Below are 21,837 nucleotides of genomic sequence, written 5' to 3' on the forward strand. Positions count from 1 at the left end.
ATGCTGTTTAAACGCTTTCACCCGTTAATGCGGCTGAATAGAAGACGAGAACTGTTTATTGAGCAGCGCCATCAAGCCCCTGAACTCAAAGCATTAGTATCTGAGCCAGAGTGTTCGCTCGATACAACAGCCGATGAGCTTAGCTATATTGTTTTAGATCTTGAAACTACAGGGCTACAAGCAGAGAGCGATCTTATATTATCTATGGGTTGGGTTGAGATAAACAACGACAAAATCAATCTAAATTCGGCGTCACATCTTTACATCAATGAAGAGTCGTCCGTCGTACCTGAAACCGCAGTAATTAACCACATCACCCCGCAAATGCTCAGAGATGGTATCTCTTTATCTAATGCTATGACTCAATTTTTCGAAGCTGCCGCAGGTAAAATAGTCATTGCTCATGCTTGTGGCGTAGAAAAAGCATTCATCGACCGCTACTTGGATACCTACTATCAAGTGGTGAATTTGCCTATCTTGTGGATTGATACGTTAGCGATTGAAAAGAACATGGCAAAAGCGCGAAACGCACATGACTTAGACTACTCTTTGTCTTCGACTCGCGAGCGTTATGGGCTGCCAGAATATAACAATCACAACGCGCTTATCGATGCAGTCTCTACAGCAGAGCTTTTCTTAGCACAAAAAAAACGTCTCTCTCCAACGACATCAGTATCAATCGCCAAGCTCTATAGTTTGAGTCACAAGTAAAGATCACTAATACAAAAAATCTTACCCCACAAAAAATAACCCCGATATGGATGACATATCGGGGTTTTATTTATCGAAAAACAACAAGTTACTTCTTGAGTCGAAAGCTATACGATAAAAACGACAGAAGCGGCTGAACTATCAGCCGCTTTAAAGTTATTTATTTAAAATTAAGGATGTATCAACCATCATGAGGTTTGTTCTGATACTGTGCCTTTCTCTTCAACCGTGTCATCCACCGCTTTCACAAGCAGCATACCAACACCACCTACAATCGCACCACACAGGATGAACACCATACGTCCCCACATTGGGTTAGACAGAAGAGCCATAAGCATCACACCCACACCCGCTACTGCGATAAGTTTACCAAGCATTTGACGCTGTTTGTTATCCAGTTTCTTTTGTTCAGTCGACTCAGCAACCAACGGCGTCTCTAAGTTGTTGAAGAACTTATCTACATCCGCTTGACGCTCTTCACGTAGTGGTTTGTAGAACAGAGTAGAAGCTACGAAGAAACCACCTGTTAGTGTAATGTGACCGATTAGACCGATTGCAACCTTAACATCAGACCACTCACGCTTAGTTAGCTCTTCTAGACCGAATACTGCTGAAACCATTTCTGCATTGATAACGAAACCAACGATGTAAGAAACGATACCACCTACGATTAGCGTACCCCAACCTGCCCAGTCTGGAGTCTTCTTAATGAAGAAACCAAGGAATGCTGGAATTGTCATTGGGAAGCCGATTAACGCACCAACGTACATCATAGTATCGAACAAGCTCAAACCTTTTAGAGAGTTAATGAACTGCGCGATAAGGATGATAGCGATACCAAATGCCGTAGAAGTAATCTTAGATACGGTTACGAGTTCTTTCTCAGATGCCTGACCTTTACGAACAACTGGTTCGTAGAAGTTCTTAACAAAGATACCTGAGTTACGGTTTAGACCTGAGTCCATAGAAGACATCGTTGCTGCAAACATTGCTGCTACAAGAAGACCAACCATACCTGCTGGCATGTACTCTTGTACGAAGTATAAGTAAGCAAAGTCACCCGCTTTAGAACCAGCCTCAGGGTACGCAGCAGATAGGTCTACACCTTGACCTGCAATGAACCAAGAAGGCATGAACCAGATGAACACGCCACCAAGCATAAGTACACATGCAAGAAGTGCTGCTTTCTTAGCGTTCTTAGAGTCTTTCGCCGCTAGGTAACGGTATGAGTTAAGCATGTTGTTAGTAATAGAGAACTGCTTAACAAAGATGAAGAATGCCCAAATGCTGAAGATGCTTAAGTAGTTAAGGTTGTTACCAGCTACGAAAGAACCCGTATCGCCCACAGGGAAGTTATTGACGATTTCACCAACACCACCACCTTGAACAACAGCAACGACAGCACAAGTAACCGTTACTGCCATGATGATAACCATCTGCATAAAGTCAGATGCAATTACCGCCCATGAGCCACCCGTTACCGACATAGCAAGTACAACCAGACCAGTGATCCAGATTGTCATCGTCATATCGAAGCCGAAGATACCAGAAGCAATGATTGCGAGTGCATTCAACCAAACACCTGCTGATACAACAGAGTTAGGCATTGAAGACCAAGTAAATACTTGCTCGTTCGCAGCACCAAAACGCATACGGATAGCTTCAATTACGGTAACAACGCGAAGTTGGCGGAACTTAGGAGCAAAGTATGCAAAGTTCATGAAGTAACCAAAAGCGTTTGCTAAGAAGATGATTGCAACCGCAAAACCATCGTTGTATGCCTTACCCGCTGCCCCCGTAAATGTCCAAGCGGAGAATTGCGTCATAAATGCCGTAGCACCTACCATCCACCAGAGCATGTTACCGCCCCCACGGAAGTAATCACTGGTGGTACTAGTAAACGTTCTGAACATCCATCCTATAGCGATAAGAAATAAGAAATAGATGCCTACAATAGCTGTATTGAGTTCCATTCTAATAGACCTTTTGTTTTTCTATAATTAGTTTCGACCTGTACATCATAGCTATAAACCCACCCTATTGTACTACAATAAGTCAAAAGTGTGATTAATGGCAGATTAATATTATTTTTGTGAATTCGTCGATCCTAGTGAGTTTCTAGTGTCATTTGAGGCGCTTAACCCTTTTAGAGAAAGGGATTAGCCCGTTTTATAAATCAACTGTGTGGTCTTTTTATCTACCTTTTTCCCACCACAGATAAAAACCAGAGCCTTGTCATACATATAAAAAAGCCCACGTCCGAGAACAAGACGTGGGCAAAACGGATAAACCGCCTGAACAAAAGCAGAAAGAGAACGTTCAGAAAGACAAACGATACCCCCACGGAATTCTACGTTCGCCTCATAATTACTGGCGTTACTCAATTTTCTAACCAAATTCGGCTAACTACTGTGTTCAGTAAAATGGGAACATAACTCATTTGTAACTTCGATGAACCAAACATAAGCCAGTTCAAAAGCAACAAATGATTGAGGTGTTTAACAACAACATATATGGCCTCCAAACACCTCAATCAGCATTATTGTATTACTAATAATCTAAAATGGTTAGTTTTTGATTGCGAAATAGAGAGCTAAGTCAATAAATGAGCAATGACTCATTCGGTCGATGTATTGCTACTTGTGGCATAACAAGAGGGGATCTGAAGGGAAATCGTGATAGTTGTAAATTCTAGTTAAGTCACATAGTTGGTGATTATTTGATTTTACAGATAGATTTTTCTCACAGATTGCATAACCTAAAAATAATACAATAACATTACACAAGATTGGTTATGAAGAGCCGTTTTAGAACGACACAATCAATGTCTAAACTCACTTGTCTATTCGCGTGAAAAATTATGAAAAATAAAAAAACGTTATTTCCACTAGGTTTTAAAGGCAAACTCATCCTGATGGTGGCCGCTGTCACCACTGTTTCGCTAATCGCTTCAAACTGGTTCTCGTTCAATCTTGCCAAAGAGCAGGTTGAAGAGACCATTTACAAAGAGATCGACCGCTCTCTCTCTGTAGAAATCAATGAAATTGAGCAAGATGTACAGCGCACCATCTCTGTCGTGAACTCGACGGCAGCAGAGCTCAAAGCCGCAAACTTTGAGGTCGAGAATCAGGCGTTGATGCACTACGCTGCTAAACTGGGCGGTATCGATAAGATGGTGATTGGCTTCGATGATGGCCGTTCTTTTACTTCACGCCCTTCCGAATCCTTCCCAAACGGTATCGGTATTCCTGAAAAGTACAACCCAACGACTCGTCCTTGGTATAAACAAGCAAAAACCCGCTCTGGGCTCTCTTTTAGCGACCTGTTCTTTACTAAAAGTACGCAAACACCAATGGTTGGAGTGATGTATTCCTTTAAAGATAGCGTGCTTATGGCCGACCTTCGCTTTGATGATTTGGAAGATAAACTCGGTGAACTCGAAAAAATCTACCAAGCACGAGGCTTAATCGTTGACGACAACGGCATGATCATCGCTTCGACCATTGAGAGCATTGCACCTCAAAGCATGATCAGTTCCTTACCAGCCATCACTCAATTAGCGGCAGCAACACGTCAATCAGAAGTATTTATTCGCGGCAATATCGACCAGAAAGAGATGATGTTGATGGCTAAAGTCGTCAATATTGGTGATTCAAATCAATGGCATATGATCTCTGTTATCGATCCTAAAATTGCAATGCAAACCCTTGATAATGTGGTCTTTAATGCTCAGATGTTAATAGTCGCAGCTGTCGTCTGTTCAATTGCGGTGATGACCTTGCTACTTAATATGCTGTACCACCCAATCATCTCGCTACGTAACATTGTTCATGACCTATCCCAAGGTAACGGTGACTTAACTCAGCGTCTAGAAGAGAAAACCAATGATGACCTTGGCAAGATCGCCCGAGACATCAATATCTTCATCAGTGGTCTACAGAGCATGATCACCGAAGTAAAACAGAAGAACGTGGTGCTTGAAGGGAAAGTTGGAAGCATCGAAGGTTGTTGCCAAGAAACCAACAGCGTGTTGCAAGTTCATACCAACGAGACTAGCCAAGTGGTCACGGCGATTGATAGCTTGTCTCACGCCTCTATTGAGGTCGAGAAAAATTCTCAGTCTGCAGCTGAGGCCGCTCATAACGCAGCCACCTTTAGTGATGAGACTAAGCAGATCAATGTACTGACGGAGTCCTACATTAATGCTCTAGAAGAGCAAGTCGATACAACATCTCACGACATCATTGCGATGGCAAACGAATCACAGAGTATTCAATCTATCGTGACCGTCATCGGTGGTATTGCAGAACAAACCAACCTACTCGCACTCAACGCATCGATTGAGGCTGCACGTGCAGGTGAACATGGTCGCGGCTTTGCAGTGGTCGCCGATGAAGTAAGAGCGTTGGCGAATCGCACTCAAGAGAGTACCTCTGAAATTGAGGAAGCGCTCTCTAACCTCCAAGGCCAATCTGAAGGCTTGGTGAAGTCGATTGAACTCACTAAATCCAATTGTGAGAAAACACGCAATCAAGTGATTCAAGCTGTTGAAATGCTCTCTAAATTGAGTGAGAAGATGGAAGTTGTCAGCCACTTCAACAGTGATATCTCAAGTGCTTCAGCAGAGCAAAACGCCGTCACACAGAGCATCACTAAGAGTGTCCATGAGATTGACCAAATTGTGCTTGAGCTCAATAAGCTCAGCGTGAATCAAGTGAATGAGTCCGTCGAGATTAAACAGCTCAACCACAGCATCAGCACCTTGATGAGTCGTTTTAAGGTTTAACCTCTAAGCTAAAATATAACCGACAAAAGCCAGAAAGCCGCTCCCAACAGAGCGGCTTTCTCATTGTTATCGATTAGTCGAGTTAGAAACTACTCTTTCCTACTTAATCTTATTAAATAAACCGCATGACAAGTACAGTGCTCGCTTATCATCAACTTGCTGACTCTCAGGTACGTAACGAACTTCACCTATCTCAAAATCGAACGGTTCATCTGAATAGAGAAGCAAGGGAGTATTCAAATCAGAAAAATCTAAGCCATTCTCAGCCAAGCAACTCAAAGGCACTTTAACGGTTAACCAAGGTTCGTTATTGTTCTCCAGCGCTTGTGAGAGCTCTTTCTCAATTGACGCGATTGCACCACATGGGTAAACGCAGTGACTCGCAAGTTTTAAAGACTTAGGCACTGAGCCGTAAACCGCAATGTCGAACTCCAAGTCTGCGCCTGCAAATAAGTAATCCGTCAGATCAACACCTTTTTTATCCGGTGTTTGCAGATAGAACTGCATCGGTAGCGACTGCCCTAGGCTGACAGAAAGCGCGTCCTGTTGGTGTTTATAGTTGATTGGTGTGGTGTGCGCGGTACCAATTTCCGTCACTTTTGAGCGAGAGACAAATGTACCCTTCCACTGCGTCACCTGACCGCTCACTTTAGGCACAAACTGATCACTGGCCAATCGTCCGAAGACCTCCAAATTATGGGTCGCTTTGGTTTTTTGGATCTCTTTACCACAGCCAAGTCTTTCTTTATCTAACTCTATTTCGCTCAAATGCAGAGCTTTTTGGTAACTCAAGCCATAGCCATATTCGAACAACGGTGAACTCTCCTCTGGAGAAAGCTCGTTTTCTGGTATCACATAGTCTGGAATCCGGGATTCAAAACGGCTTACATTACTCACACACTTATAACGTGGCCAACTAAACGATAATCGTCCAGTAAAATCTTTGCCGTTCACACCAAACAACACATCGGTGATGCCCATCGCTTCGGTTCCTGGTAACCAAGCTGCTACGAAAGCATCAGACAAATTGAGCTCCGGCGTTGTATACAGAGGTCTGCCTGAGAAAAACAGGGTAACAACCTCAAAACCTTGCCTCTTGAGTTGTTCGAGTAAACGTAAATCGCGTTTATAACTGGCTTTAAGCTCTGAATAAGCAATGCTTTGGTGTTCCTTGATATCACCAAACATCTCCGCATAAGGATCTTCACCCATTACGACAACCGCAATGGCATCCATCGGCGCGGTCTCTGGGTCGGTAAACACCCTTTTCTCGCCAACTTGCTCAACGAAAGCCTCAAGTACAGTTTCACCGTTTCTATAGTCAGAGCGTCTATTCTCATTACCCTGCCAAGTTAACGTCCAGCCCCCGCTCTGCTTCTGCAGATCATTTGAAGCACCGCCGACGACAAGATAAGTTTGGTTATTTGAGTTGAGCGGTAAAATTTGATTGTTGTTTTTGAGCAATACCAAGGATTCGCTGACCGCTTGCCTTGCCACCAGCCGATGTTTGTCTGCACCAAGTAAAGATTCATCACCCGCATAGAGTCGATAGGAAGGTCTCGGTTTGAACCATAGCCCTGCTCTCATTTTCACTCGCAGTATTCGAGTCACTGCATCATCGATTCGAGACATCGGAATTTCGCCACTTCGCACCTGCTTTATGACGTTGCGATAAAAACCTTTCCAATCTTTATTATCTGTCACCATAAACAGGTCATTACCTGCCAGGACTGCTTGCGGGCAGTTGGCATTGGTACACCCTTTTACCTCACCATGCCCATTCCAATCGGTCACCACAATACCGTCAAAGCCTAGTTTACCTTTAAGTACATCCGTGACAAGGTAACGACTGCCATGTAGTTTGCCACTATGGTTTGAGTTTGCATCAGAGTCGCTATTTCCATTTTCGTCAACTTGCTGCCAAGAGTTAAATGACGTCATAACAACTTGCGCACCAGCCTCTATAGCGGAGAAATAGCCTGGTGCATGGAGGTTACGCAATTGATCTTCTGTTGAGTGGTTGACTCCCCGATCTACACCATTGTTAGTCCCACCATCGCCGAGCCAATGCTTAACGGTGGCGATCACTTTAGATTCGGTTTGCAGCTGTTGCTGATTACCTTGTAGCCCTTCCACGATCGCAGGCGCGTAGTGATAAGTAATGTCTGGAGACTCTGAGTAGCCTTCGTAGACTCTTCCCCAACGGTAATCTCTTGGCACAGCCACCGTAGGAGCAAAAGTTAAGTCAATGCCGGTCGCTGCGACCTCTATTGCCGTTACTTCACCAATCTGTCGAAGTAAGTCGGGATTGTTCGCCGCACCTAGGCCAATATTGTGGGGAAACAGTGTCGCTCCATAGACATTGTTGTGCCCATGAACAGCATCGGTTGCCCACATAAATGGAATTCGGAACCCTCGTCCGGCATAGGCTTCATCCAACGCAAGCCAATAGCTGTCTGCTTGTTTCGCCCACTCTTGTGCCGTTGCGTATTTATCTTCATTCGGCCAGCCACCACCACCGTTAAGTACTGAACCGATCTTATATTGCTTGGCTTCTGCCGGCGTCACTTGTCGATATTCAGGCATGATCATTTGCCCGACTTTCTCACCCAATGTCATCCGACTTAAGATATCTGCGATACGAGCTTCAATCTGAGGATCTTTTACAATCGCACTCTCTAATGATGGCCATTCTGAATAATAGGGAGTAGTAACCCTCTGTTCTTCGTTTACTACATTTACTTCAATCGGAAGGTCCGCAATCGCGCATGGAGCAGTAACTAAGCTTACAGCAACGCCTCCTAACAAAGCCTTATAATTGTGTAATATCACTTTGTAATTCCCAGCTAATTGACGATATTCAATAGCTTAAGTGTAGAACAAAAAACAAAAGCATAGACATCAATAGGCATATCAATATTAGCAACCTAGTGAGTATTCAAATAATCGAAGAAGTTCGGTGTGTTGATACAAAAAACCCACTGATCATAAGATTCAGTGGGCTCTGTGGTTTAGCGTTTAAGGATTGTTAGATAATTAAGCTGATTGCAATAGTTGCCATCATAACACCAACTATAAACTCTAGTATTTTCCATGACTTAGGGCGGCTGAATAGTGGAGATAGAAATCTCGCCCCAAACCCCAATGAAAAGAAGAACACGAATGAAGCAGTGATCGCTCCAATGGCAAATTGCATCTCATTCGGTTGGTACTGGGTGGAGATAGACCCAAGCAATACGACGGTGTCTAAATACACATGTGGGTTTAACCAAGTAAATGCCAAACATACCGACACCACTTTAAGCAGAGAGCCTTTGGTTTGAACATGGGTTTCTAGTGCGTGGTTTTCGGTAAACGCAGAACGAAAACTCAATATTGAATACACCGCTAAAAACAGCGCACCACCAAATCGAGCGATCTGTTCTATTTGTGGAAACTTCTCAACAATTGCACCAAAACCTGCCACACCAAAACTGATCAACAGTGCGTCTGACACAGCGCAGGCTAAACAGACAATGAAGACATTTTGATTTTTCAAACCTTGCTTCAGTACAAAAGCATTTTGGGAGCCAATCGCTAAAATCAGAGACAAGCCAAGGGAGAAGCCTGATAAATACGTGGTCATGCTGATTAAATGTCTATCGTCATAAAGTGACTGTGAGGATCGAGCTTGTAGTCCGCAAAGGGTTCACAATAACGAAAGCCAAACTTCTCGTAGAGGTTACGAGCTGGTTTAAAGTACTCTTCAGAACCAGTCTCTAAACTCAGTGTTTGATATTGACGAGAAGAGGAAACCTCGAGTACATGCTGCAGCAATTTGCTGGCAACCCCGCCCTTTCGTGCATGACGAGATGTCCGCATCGATTTAAGCTCTGCGTGCTGTGGCTCAAGCTCTTTGATTGCTACACAACCAAGTAAAACATCAGCCTTCCATGCACTGAAAAACGTAATGTCTGAGGATTTTAGTGCACCGACATCAAGAGCGTGAACGCTTTCAGGTGGTGAAGTCGCGTACATGTCGGCTAAGTGTTCTTCGAGTAGCGCTATGACATCGCCGCCCGACAAATCATCCTTTCTGATTTCCATTGAATCCATTCCTTTGTATTGCTGAGTTTCTAATGCAGCCTTTATATTAACTGTCTTCTTATTGATGAACAGAAAACTAGCCTCAGAGCATAACTGAACCCTTATTTATAGTTCAAGCTCGAAGATAAACCTTTCAGAGCAGCGACTTACCAATCAATAGCAAAACCATTTACTCGTCTCGATAAATCCTTTTTGTTTCTCTTTCTCAAGTACGTTCCTTACGATGCGCCACTTCTCCAACATTATCCACATCATTACGGGTCAACATGCGTACTAATGCTCTCTACACCGATCTTTCTGGTTACTACGATTTAATGTGTCTCGATATCGACTATCAATCACAAAGTAACTGTGTGCGTAGATTACATCAAATCTTCGGCAATACCGGTCGTACTCACCTTGATCTCGCTTGTGGTACCGGCCCACACGTACGTCATTTTATTGATTACGGTTACACCAGCAGTGGGCTTGATTTGAACCAACCTATGTTAGATATCGCAATGACTCGTTGTCCTGAAGCTCAGTTTTCACAACAAAACATGAGCCACTTTACAGTAGATGAGCCCGTTGATTTGATTACTTGTTTCCTTTACTCGATTCATTACAACGATGGGATTGATAAACTGAAAGCTTGTGTAGAGAGCGTGCACGCTGCTTTAAAGCCTGATGGTATCTTCTGCTTCAATGTTGTCGATAAAGCGAAGATCAACAACAATCTGTTTGTACGTCACACTAGTAATCTAGAGCGAGACGCATTCACCTTCCGTTCTGGGTGGTACTACGCTGGTGACGGCGATCGACAAGCACTCAAGCTGAGTATTGAGAAAACAACCGATGGTCAGACGCAAATCTGGCATGATGAGCATCCGATGGTTGCATTCACGTTCGCAGAGATCGTTCAAATCCTCGAACCGTATTTCGATGTTCACTTATTTGAGCACGACTATGAAAAGCTGACGCCTTGGGATCAGAACTCAGGTAACGCTATCATCACTTGTGTCAAAAAAGCCGCCCACTAAAGCCAAAAACATTTTCTTATGAGACGAAAAAACGCAGGCCATTTTGACCTGCGTTTTTATTGGAAGGTAACTTTAGATCTTAGAAGTCTGCCGTCATGCCAACGTAGTAAGTACGCGGTTCTTCAACATAACCCATATTCTCAAGTTCTTGAGAAACTGCTTCATCAGTTAAGTTAGTGATACCAGCTCGAATGCGAACCGAGTCATTCACGTTGTATACAGTACCGATATTCAGTGTGGTGTAAGCGTCTTGAGTCAAATCCGTTTCAATCTGGCGTTCACCACGATATCTCGCACTGACAAACGCCGTTAGGTCGTAAGTTGGGGTCCAGTTCAGTTTTACCAAGCTCGAATGCTTGTAACGTTCAAGTAACTCTTCGCCCGTTGATTTGTCTTCTGTGTCTAGGTATGTGTAGTTACCTGATACATCCCATTGTTCTGAAATTTGGAATCCACCAGCCAGTTCAACACCTTGGATAACAGCTTCTGATACGTTGACATAGGTGCGGGTCCCGTTACTTACGAAATTACCACCATTATCAACACAACCTACACCGTTACCACCCCATGTTCCGCCAGATAGACACTCTGTGTCACCACGGTCGATCAAGTCTTGGATTTCATTTCGGAACAATACACCTTCGATGTTCCAACGAGGCTGACTATAAAGCGCTGCTAGTTCATAGTTCCAGCTCGTCTCTGGGTTTAAATCTTCATTGCCGACAATGTCACACCAACCTTTACAACTCGCAACAGTATAACCAGCGTGGTTCTGAGTCAGCGTTGGCGCTTTGAATGCTTTACCTACACCACCCTTAATCACTAAGTCATCTGTTGTTTGATGAACTAAATAGACTCGGGGGCTGAATTCTTCACCGTATTTTTCGTGCTTGTCTAAACGGCCACCCAAGGTAGCAGTTAGTTGTTCAGTAACGTTCCATTGATCTTGAATGAACAAAGCACCTTGATACGCTTCCGCTGGAGCACCCGTGACATTTTCTTCGTTTGTTAGCTCACTCAATTGGTAGTCAACACCTACCGTTAGAATATGGTTGTCACCAAGATAGCTTGTAGCCGACGCTTCAAAGATCTGTGTTAGCTCTTCTACATCACGTGTTGAACTACCAATATCCGCAGCATTTTTATCAATCACATTCTCACGAGAGTAGCGAACTTTAGTATCACCCCAACTCCAGTAGCCACTGTGTGTAATTGCTTGGTTGTTACGTTTCACATTGGAGTTTGAAACATTCAGGCCGGTCGCATGTTCTGCCGCGGTGTCACGTTCATCGTCGCTGTAACCAAGATCTAAATCGATGGTCTGGTTGTCCGTTGCATGCCATGTCAATGTAGCCAGCAAACTCAGGGTATCGCGGCCTTCTAGAGCAGTTACATCCTCACGATCGTGTCCTGCACTGTGAGTTCCAGAATAAGGCTGCCACGCATCACGGCTAGTTTGGTTTACAGAGAAACGAGCAAACAACTCATCTTCAATCAATGCACCTGACGTGGTTAGTCCGACGGAGTGCTCTTGTCCACCATTACCATCCATTGGCGATGATGTATCCATGCTCAACGTCGAGCTCCAATCATTCGCTGGCGCTTTGGTGATGATGTTAATCGTACCGCCCATACCATCAGAACCGTACAACGCCGACATAGGACCTCGAATGATCTCAACACGTTCAATCGAGTCAGCTGGAATGGTTGAAAGGTCGAAGTCGTTACCACGAATGATTGCACTTGCAGAACTTAGACGTCGACCATTTACCATGATCAAAGTGTAATCCGAATCCATACCACGAATAGAGATCATCTGACGACCTGCTCGCGTGCTGTCAAAGTCTGACTCAACACTGGTAGAGTCAGCCACAATGTCCGCTAGTGTGATACCAGGGTTATTCTCAATATCCTCTGCCGTGATTACCGACATAGAAGCAGGCGCTTGTTTTAGAGAGGTTTCTGTACGAGTTGCGGTGACAACCATCTGTTCATCAGTTTCTGTAGAAGCTTCGTTGGCAAAGGAAACCGTTGAAACAGAAGAACAGATAAATGCTACGGCTATAGCTAAAGGCTTTGGAGAAAAAAGAGAACGATCCGTCATAGTATGATGTCTTTAGTTGCAAGTGATAATGGTTTGCATTAGACATTCGGTTACCATTTACATCAATGAAAGTTTCATCCCCTTTAGTAATTCTGACTATTTATTTTTCAAATACAGATTCTCTTTCATATCCATTTATTGATTAATCATTACCTGTGAATCAGTGCTGATTATCGTACACAAAGTGATACTTAGTTGTATAACTCTTTGAAAATACGTCGGATCCATTGACACATAGGATCATTGTGAAAACGTTTGTGCCAGTATAGATAAACATCTTCTGAAGGATGACGAAGTGCCTTTGGTACCCTTTTACACACAAGTTCACGTTGCTTCGCAGCTTGCTGGGCAAAAGGAGTTGGAAGGTGAAATATGATATCCGTAGTTTCTGCGATATCAGGAGCGACATTGAAATTAGAAAGTTGGACAGGAATCGACAACTTACGTTGCTTGTCGATTAATCCGAGATCTTTAAAACGACTTTCAACCGACAGTTTTTTATCACCTTGAAGTGAGATCTGTCCTAACTGACTATTCAGAAGGTCATCGACCGTGATCTCTTTGTCTGCTAGCGGGTGGTCTTTACTCATCAACAAGCGATAATCGCGACTGGTCACAAAGGTGCGATACAGGTTCTGCTCTGAGCTAGACGGCTCATGAGTCGAGAGAACAAAATGTACGTCTCCCGAGATCAAACTCTCGAAGTGGCGTTTAGGAATTGAGTCGATGTCCACAATCATGTTCGGAGCCTGACGACGAACCTCCGCCATCACTTTTGGCATCAAATGAGTGATCTGAGGTACCAAACCAAAGAATCGAACAGTCGCATCGCTATCACTTGGCTCAAACACATCCCCTGCTACAAGCTTTTCCAATCGCCCTAATACCGATGTTAAATCTTGTTTGATCGACTCAGCTTTTGGTGTTAGTTCATACCCATAAGTACCGCGAACCAACAAGTCATCATTGAAAACTGTGCGAAGCTTTTGCAATGAACGGCTGATCGTCGGTTGGCTCATGTCCAGCGCTAATGCCGTATTTGAAACATGCTTTTCTTCTAACAGGTGCTTGAGGATAACTAATAAGTTGAGGTCGACTTGAGCCAGATTCATAGAATAGATACTTAGAAATGGAAAATTCAGATTTAGAATAATGCAGCGAGCTCGTTATGAACACAACGGCCGTGGACACTTGTTATCTAGGTAAAGTGTAACAGTTTGTAGCAAAAGCAGTGGATTGTGAAAAATGACTAGGAAATTAGATACAGAGCAGCCGCACTTTAGTACGGCTGCTAATTAGATGATATTAGAGTGGTATGTTGCTAGTCGCTTAACATCGACAAATCATCATCAACTGGGCTTTCTGCGTTTTTATTATCGAAGCTAGAGCTGTCATCCATAACATCTACACCCATGTCGGTGTTATCTTGCGTAGTCCAATCGCCTTGCGAGCTGTCATCACCAGACATTGAGCGTCCAGCTCTATCTGCGCTTGTTCCCTGCATTTCGTAACTTTCATCAATGTGGATCGATGCACTCGCATCCGCACCTTCGACTGGAACATCATTGACATCAATGCCCACCATCTCTAATTGAATTTCCCCTTCAAATGCCTCATCCACTTTCAGTGCCATTGGCGCATCAAGATTGCTCACGCTATAGCCGCCTTCACCATCTGAAACCCCTTGAACAGGCTCTACTCCATCAGGTAAACCGGTTACCAGCATATGCTCTACATCTCCATTCCCGCTGATATTGTCTGGAATATCAACGTCGAACGTATCGCCCGGCGCCGCAGTATAATCTGGCTCTTGGTTTGAGCTTGTTTGAGGCGCTGGCTCCCTCATTGCCATCGCAATCACTGGTTGTGGCTCATCAAGTGGGTCTTCGTTTAGCAGTGTCACTTGGTGTTGACTGCCATCTGAGGTAGTAAAATCGATATCAATGTCACCTTGGTAGTTAGGATCTCCCCAGAAACTCCACGTCCCATTGTTATTATCGATTAGCGTACCACCATCGCCAGTGTATGAAACTTCGCTGATGGTTGTGGTTTCACCACTATTTGGCACCAACTCAAGCAGATCTTCACTTTCGAGCAGTGCATAGCTCTCATCACCAAGAACGAATGGAGAAGGCTCAGGTTCACCTCGGCCTAACTCTGTTGTCACCTCATTGTCAGCCGGATCTTCAACTTCATCGAGAGAAACGACGGATAAAGTGACCGAGAATTCACCGTTGTAGTTTTCTGGTGGTGTCATGGTCAGCGTATTGAGGTCCCATTTACCAATATCAATCGCCTGATTTTCCTCAGTGATCACGACTGTATTCTGACCATCACTCACAGTAAAACCAATTGGATAGCCTGTCATTGTTACGCTGGTCATGACCTCTGACGTATCAAGCTGTTCGATATCAATCCCGAAGTGTGCCGTTGTATCCTCTTTAAAAACTAATGGGCCATCAAAGCTTGTAGTGATTGCCACACCATCTGCTACTGGGCGAATGTAGACATTCATGTCCATGCTGGCTTCAGTGTTACCATCAGTAACTACCACTTGAAGACCTGTGGTACCAGCAAAGTCGTCAGTCGGAGTAAACGTCCAAGTTCCGTTACCGTTATCAACAACAGTACCTTCCGCTTCCTCCCCCGTGGCAGTAACGACACGAGACACAGTCAAGGAACTATCTACATCACCAAATAGGTCAATCAAGTCAGAACTATTGAAGGTAATGGCTCCATCTTCATCCACTGCTAAATGCGCATTACCGTTCTGGAACGGAGCATCATCTACTGCCATTATGTTGAGGTTTACAGTACCTTCTGTGGTCGCTTCACCATCACTGACTTCATAAGCAAGATCGATAGCGCCATTGTAGTTTTCCGGAACCACAACTTGGTACAGTCCGTCTTGAGTTGGTGTAATTGATGCTTGTATCGGCGTTCTAATAGACAAACTTTCCAGCGTGAACTCGGAGTCATCCACGTCAGTAACTTTTGAGAGAATGAAAGCTGGGTCAATGGTAATGACTTGATCCTCGACACCTTCCATTGAGAGAGTTGGAGCTATCGGTGCGTCATTGACGGCTTCCACATTGAAGGTCAAATCCGTGGTGGTCGTCGAGGTGTCGCCATTTGAATTTTCAACAGACGTAGCAGACAGTTGCAGGCTGACTTCGCCGTTAAAATCTTGTGGTGGTGTAAACTGCAGATTATCTAGATTCCACCCCAATACATCGACGCTGTTGCTATCGGCAGTCGCGTCAAAGGTATTTGTGCCATCGGTTAGGGTACTCCCCTCCGGCAAAGCATCTAAAACTATAGACTGCATGCTTTCCGAACCGTCGAGATCCGTAAGCATCGTGCTGATATCAATACGGATATCATTATCTTCTGTCGGTACTTCAGTCACCCGAATATTGTCTAACAAGCCCCCTAAGCTGTTGTCATCAGGAGCGTTAAACTCAAGTCGTGGGTTATCAGTGGTCGCAGTCAGCTCATAACTATAAGTGTGCCAGCCTACTGTATCCTGGCTGATGGTATCGATAAGCTCGCCATCAAAATACAGCTCAATATCTGAATCGTCTTCCCAGTTGCGTCTTGCTGAGTAATCAAAAGTAAGAGTGACCGTTTCTCCGGCTTGAAGGTCAAGGTTTTGGTAGATATTAGACTCATCGCCTCTGTGTACTTCTAACTCGATGACATTGCCACGGTCGCTATCACGAATGCCGGTGTAAACTTGTTCTCCACGAATTTCCAAGCCGCCATGAGTATTATCCGTGCTCCACTCATCACGAGCATTACTGGTATCAAAGTCCGTATCAACCATCGCACCTAGGCTGGCTGAAACATCAGGCGCGTCAGCGACCGCTTCCACATCTAAATTGAGTACAGCGGGGACGGTGTGTGTCCCATCCGTGACATCATAGGTAACGTCAATGTTGCCGCTATAGTTTTCTAGCGGAGTCACTGTAAACGACCCATCTGGATTTGCACTTACAGAGCCAATCGCAGGATCAACAGAAACATTCAATGCTGTCAGATCATCGCCATTGATGTCTGTTGCGTTAGCGAGAAGGTCATCTTGAGTAAACGTAATGGCGTTATCTTCGCTTACTGAATCAGATAATGGTGATACTTCTGGCGCATATTCGTTGGCATCAATATGTAAGGTTTGACTTGTTGTCGCGGAGTCTTGATTGGAGCTTTCTGTTGAAGTTGCTTCAATCACTAAATCAATGTCGTCGCTAAAGTCTTCTGGTACTTCCAATACTAAAGTTTGGTCCAATACAACAGAAGGAATGATCGCGGGTTCACCATCTGCCACCACGATTTCACCGCTGTAAATCGCTTGGTTAGTTTCACCTAAATCAATTGAGAAAGAGAAATCGTCATAGTCACGGTCACCACCACCATATAGATCTTCAATTCCGTAAATTAACTCACCGTCGTCGTTCATAGTAACGCGAGTATGTTCTACGCCGTCTTGATTGAGATTTGTGCTGGTGCCACCATGGAATACTGCATCACCATTTTGGCCACGCACCACACTTTCTGTACCATCTTCAGCAATGTAGATTAATTGTGGATCATTTGAAGTGATACTTGCCGGTGAACCATCCTCATTTCTAAAGACAAATTCACCACCTTCCAGTGATTCAAAATCGTTGTAGCGACCACCGTTCGGGATGACGAATAGGTTGAAACTCTGACCCTCTTCAAGTTCGAACGAGAAAGAAGACTCTCCCGGTATTAAAGTACCACCAGCGCCTTGTTGTGAGGCATCACTATACACCATATTTACGTTGGTGATTGAGCCATCCTCTTCCACCACATAGTAACCTACCGAGTTCTTGTAACCTGCACTCTCACCCTCAAAAGTCACTGTGACGGTAGAGTCAGTAAAACTGGTTAAGCCGCTCGATTGATCATTAAGAATCGCGTCACTATCGTAGCGAATTACACTACCATCCGGCGCCCCACCAACCGTAACACTTAGTGCTTCAGATCCATCTTGATCCACCAAAGAGGCGTCGATATCAAACTCAACCACATTCTGATTATCGCGAATCACTTCACCATCTAGGTTGTCTGCACTTGGTGTCACACTGAGCTCTGGAGCATCTGCCACGGCTTCAACATTTAGCTGAAGTTCATTGTTAACCGTATCAATACCGTCGGTGACGTCGTAGGTGATAGATATTGGCCCATCAAAGTGCTCGTCCGGTTCAATGGTAAAGGTTCCATCATGGTTATCCGTGAGTACCCCATTTCCGTCAATACTCAAGTTAAGTGCTGTTAGAGATTCACCGTCCAACTCCGTAACATTGGATAGAAGCTGTGCTTGAGTCAACGTAATTAAACCATCTTCATCAACCTGATCTGTTAAGACGCCATCTACAACTGGCGCATCTTGTTGAGGGATAACATCCACAGATACTGTCGCGGTATCAAACGAACCATTCCCATCTGTTGCAGTGTATTCAAATTGAGCTTCACCGAAGTAGTTAGGTGCTGGTGTAAAAGTAATAGAACCATTTTCGCCTAGTTCAACTGCGCCTTGGCTCTCATCCACCATGCTCACTTCAACTATCGACAACAAGTCACCATCTGCGTCAGTGTCATTGGCCAACAAGTCATTGGCATCAAGAACAAGCACACCATCTTCTAGCACCTGAATAGGTGTCGTAGTAATGGTGTCATCAACGTCAATCAACTGCTCAGTAACATCGATAGGCTGATCAGCGGTATCATAGTTTAGGTCTAACGTTGTAGCACTTGTCACTTCACTGCCATCACCCTGAATAGTGACCAGCTGCAGTTCTTCTGTAAGCGTGCGAGATACCGTCATATTCTGCACAACATATGTGCCGGTTCCACCAGTAGTGCCAAGTTCGAAGTGATGAACAGGTTGATCCGTTGTGAAGACGTACTGATCTTGGAACTCACCAGATTCTCGATAACCGCCTTGAGAATCGATAACATTCCCCTCTTCATCGTAGGCGGTGATGATTACTTCCGTTGCGTTTCTATGAGATTCATCAAACCAGCCGCCAAGCCCATCGAGTTGGAAGGTAATTTGATTAACATCCTCACCATCAATCGTGACAACAAGCGTGTCGTTATGGGACAAACCATTATTCGATTGGTCGCCAATACCAGCCCCTACGGACGTTCCAGCGCCATTCCAAGCTGTCAAATCCCCACCAGTAACTTGAGTCGTGATTGTGACGTCATCTTGCGTAAACACAGCCGTGTCACCATCAACTACGCCCCAATCAGATGCTTGTGCGGTTCCATCAAACACATCCGTGCTGGTATCACTATCGAAGCTACCTACCTTGATATCAATCGTCGCTGACTCGACGACATCTACATCTGGAACAAACTGCAGTTCAGTATCAGCAGAGTATATTTCACCGACAACGACATCTTCCCATACATCGTCTTCATTGAGATATTGAAGTACACCATTCTCAGGCTCGGCATCTAGGCGAATGCTTGGCTCTCCGGCATCAAGCTCTGAGTCGTCGTTAGCTATGACCGGGTCATTAACAGATACAACATGAAGATTCGCGGTGGTTTGCGCGGTTGCACCTTCGTTGTCTTCAATCACAACATCAAACACCACGTCACCATGGAAGTTTTCATTAGGCGTAAAGCTAAAAGATCCGTCTGGATTTTCTACAAGCTCACCGTCCTCACTTGAGTATTCGACAGATTGAAGACTCACAGGCCCCTCAACATCGGTAGAATTAGCAAGCAAATCATCCGCCGTGAAATTTAATACGCCATCTTCATCAATTTCGTGATAGGTCGGCGCTGCATCAGGAAGATCGTTCACCGCTTCGACATTGACGTCAAACGATAAGGTATCAGTGGTCGTATCGCTATTATCAAGCTCGTTAGAATAGATAGGTCGATCGGGAGTAACATTGACATCAAAACTCTGGGTATCCTGCTTGCTATCACTCGCCTCACCCGAATTCGCAGCGCGGCTTTCACTCGAGCCCTCACCACTTTGAGGTTGCGACGAACTTGATTGCTGAGCAGGTTGACCCGCACCTTCATTACCTGCAGGTGTATTTCCGCCTACTTGCTGCGAACCGACATTTTGTTGAGCTCCACCACTTTGTTCCGAGGATTGTTCCTCTTCTTGATTCTCCTCTTGCACCTGAGAAGGCGGTGCGCCACCCTCGCTTTGACGTCCTTCTGCTGCAACAGGTTGGACCCCTTGCTCTCCACCCTCGCTCTGTTGCTCTGCACTCGGCTGTTCGTTGCCTTCTGCTTGCTGCTCACTATTTTCTTCTAATGGTGCTACTGAGTCAGAGCCGGTGGCCACTGTATTTGCAGCTGTAGATTGCTGATTATTTTGATTTCCGGGATGAGATGACGAAGAAGGCGACTTGTCCTCTGTGGCAATTTGCTCAACTGCATCGTTCAATTCGTTGTTTTCTGGGTTCTGACCAACTGGCATACGCACTCCTTGTCAATGACTTATTGTTTCTTATTATTCCTATGCTATACGTAGCATAGGACACCAAGCACATAACACAAGTTGATCAAAGCCGTATGGAATAAAAAGATGATCCGACGCTTATTCTGTTTAATACATATTAAAAATTAACGAGTTAGGCGTCTCTTCTAACAAATCTGTACTAGAGTAAAAAGAAAACAAAAATGCGTTGCATATGGACCGCCAACCCGAGCAGCGAAATTACAACGTCAATAAACTCGCTTGATACTCAATACTACTCGCTATACTGCGAACAATTCAAAGCGAAGGGCAAGGATGGCTGGCTTATGAATGAACTAGATAAAATCATCGAGCGCTCGATTAACCAAGAGCACCAATCAACGCTCGATACGTCAAACTCCCAAGACAAAGTTACAGTAAATAAAGTCTTTGTGATCATTGCTGTTTTTATACTAGGCATCGTGATCTGGGCGACCCAAGCAACCATTGATATTACGGTGTCAACAAGAGGCGAGGTTTTACTCGATTCGGACGTTGAGAAAGTACAGCATTTAGAAGGCGGTATTCTAGAAGAGCTCTATATCTCTCCCGGAGACCTTGTCTACAAAGGTCAAAAAATAGCAACATTAACTTCGCAAGACCGTGTGTCGGAATTGCAATCCACTCGATACGAAATATCTCAACTTCAGGTCGAAAAACTCAAATACCAAGCTCTCATTCATGACACACAACCTGACTTTTCACGTTACGCAAACTACCCTGCCTTAGTTGAAACGCAAACCCTCTCATGGACAGAAGAAAACAATCGAAATCGATCTAATGATGAGCTGTTCTTACATGATATTCAGCATAAAAAAGGGTTGATCGAATCAATGAACCGTCGTGTTGCCTCTTCAAAGCAGCAACTGGCCGTGATTAATCAGCAACTGAAGATCAAAGATCAGCTTTATAAAGAAGAGATGGCATCGCATATAGATGTGCTGAACATGAAGGTACAGCACCTGAACATGTTGCGTGAGATCGAGAACCTTAATGAAGGCATCTTAAACGAAGAGTTCCAACTTACTCGCCTAGAAAAGCAATTGAGTGACAACCAAAAGAATCGTAGAACCGACTATTACACCAAACTCACTGAAGTAAACAACAACCTTAAGATCAAACAAACTCAACTTCCGTCGGTAACCGACAAGGTGGAAAGGCTATTAGTGTTCTCTCCTGTTGATGGCAAGGTCGACAAAATCAACTTCAATTACCAATCCGCCGTCATCCCTCCTGGTGACAGCATCGCAGATATCACGCCACTCAACAATGAGATGCATGCAGAGGTCAAGATCCCGCGTAAGGACGTAGGCTTCATCGAAAAAGGACAAGAAGTCAAACTCAAATTCGATACCTATAACTTTGCCAAGTACGGCATCTTATCTGGCAACATCGAATCCATTTCTCGCAGCTCTTACGAAGAAAAAGAGCAAGAGTACTACATCGCCAAAATCAAGATTACCGAGAACTACCTAACGCGTAATCAAATCCAATATTACATTGCTCCTTACATGGAGTTTACTGCAGACATTAAAACCGGTAGCCGAAAAGTGATCGATTACGCCTTGAAGCCGATCATGACCGCGCTCGATGAATCGTTTGATGAGAGGTAGCGGCC

Annotated in this window: 12 protein-coding genes; 4 read left to right on the plus strand and 8 right to left on the minus strand. The window is 44.4% G+C overall.

What is annotated here, in order from left to right; translation table 11 throughout:
- The gene (locus tag AC6R05_RS13840) at window positions 1-711 is read left to right on the plus strand and encodes a 3'-5' exonuclease (protein WP_500647710.1); all 711 of its coding nucleotides are present in this window, start codon (window positions 1-3) and stop codon (window positions 709-711) included.
- A 188-nt stretch (window positions 712-899) separates the two neighbouring features.
- Here AC6R05_RS13840 and AC6R05_RS13845 read toward each other — a convergent pair whose 3' ends face one another.
- Together AC6R05_RS13845 and AC6R05_RS13850 are read right to left on the minus strand one after the other, a co-directional pair.
- Window positions 900-2,684 (minus strand): sodium:solute symporter family transporter, encoded by a 1,785-nt coding sequence (locus tag AC6R05_RS13845; protein ID WP_500647711.1) that lies wholly within the window; start codon window positions 2,682-2,684, stop codon window positions 900-902.
- Window positions 2,685-2,870: 186 nt separating this feature from the next.
- Window positions 2,871-3,095: a hypothetical protein gene (locus AC6R05_RS13850; protein ID WP_500647712.1), complete on the minus strand. Its 225-nt coding sequence runs from the start codon at window positions 3,093-3,095 to the stop codon at window positions 2,871-2,873.
- A 530-nt stretch (window positions 3,096-3,625) separates the two neighbouring features.
- Between AC6R05_RS13850 and AC6R05_RS13855 the strand changes: the two genes are divergently transcribed.
- Complete coding sequence (locus tag AC6R05_RS13855) at window positions 3,626-5,497, plus strand: methyl-accepting chemotaxis protein (protein WP_500647943.1); 1,872 nt, start codon at window positions 3,626-3,628, stop codon at window positions 5,495-5,497.
- Between the two features lie 99 nt (window positions 5,498-5,596).
- On the opposite strand, the gene AC6R05_RS13860 is transcribed toward AC6R05_RS13855, so the two are convergent.
- The 3 genes from AC6R05_RS13860 to AC6R05_RS13870 form a co-directional block, all read right to left on the minus strand.
- On the minus strand, window positions 5,597-8,329 hold the full coding sequence (locus AC6R05_RS13860) for a glycoside hydrolase family 3 protein (RefSeq protein ID WP_500647713.1): 2,733 nt from the start codon (window positions 8,327-8,329) through the stop codon (window positions 5,597-5,599).
- Window positions 8,330-8,525: 196 nt separating this feature from the next.
- Window positions 8,526-9,122 (minus strand): LysE/ArgO family amino acid transporter, encoded by a 597-nt coding sequence (locus AC6R05_RS13865; protein WP_500647714.1) that lies wholly within the window; start codon window positions 9,120-9,122, stop codon window positions 8,526-8,528.
- A gap of 5 nt (window positions 9,123-9,127) precedes the next feature.
- Entirely contained in the window at window positions 9,128-9,583 is a 456-nt protein-coding gene (locus AC6R05_RS13870) for a GNAT family N-acetyltransferase (RefSeq protein WP_500647715.1), read from the minus strand.
- A 266-nt stretch (window positions 9,584-9,849) separates the two neighbouring features.
- Here AC6R05_RS13870 and AC6R05_RS13875 point away from each other — a divergent pair, with 266 nt between their 5' ends.
- A complete protein-coding gene (locus AC6R05_RS13875; protein ID WP_500647716.1) occupies window positions 9,850-10,602 on the plus strand; it encodes a class I SAM-dependent DNA methyltransferase in 753 nt (250 codons plus the stop codon).
- Between the two features lie 79 nt (window positions 10,603-10,681).
- On the opposite strand, the gene AC6R05_RS13880 is transcribed toward AC6R05_RS13875, so the two are convergent.
- The 3 genes from AC6R05_RS13880 to AC6R05_RS13890 form a co-directional block, all read right to left on the minus strand.
- Complete coding sequence (locus tag AC6R05_RS13880; RefSeq protein ID WP_500647717.1) at window positions 10,682-12,706, minus strand: TonB-dependent receptor domain-containing protein; 2,025 nt, start codon at window positions 12,704-12,706, stop codon at window positions 10,682-10,684.
- Between the two features lie 191 nt (window positions 12,707-12,897).
- Entirely contained in the window at window positions 12,898-13,818 is a 921-nt protein-coding gene (locus AC6R05_RS13885) for a LysR family transcriptional regulator (RefSeq protein WP_500647718.1), read from the minus strand.
- Window positions 13,819-14,027: 209 nt separating this feature from the next.
- A complete protein-coding gene (locus AC6R05_RS13890; protein WP_500647719.1) occupies window positions 14,028-20,180 on the minus strand; it encodes a tandem-95 repeat protein in 6,153 nt (2,050 codons plus the stop codon).
- 326 nt (window positions 20,181-20,506) lie between these two features.
- Here AC6R05_RS13890 and AC6R05_RS13895 point away from each other — a divergent pair, with 326 nt between their 5' ends.
- Window positions 20,507-21,832 carry an HlyD family type I secretion periplasmic adaptor subunit gene (locus AC6R05_RS13895; protein WP_500647720.1) on the plus strand — a complete coding sequence of 442 codons (1,326 nt, stop codon included), beginning with the start codon at window positions 20,507-20,509 and terminating at the stop codon, window positions 21,830-21,832.
- Window positions 21,833-21,837 lie beyond the last annotated feature (5 nt).

The sequence above is a fragment of the Vibrio sp. R11-SG3-ISO9 genome, from assembly GCF_059834255.1.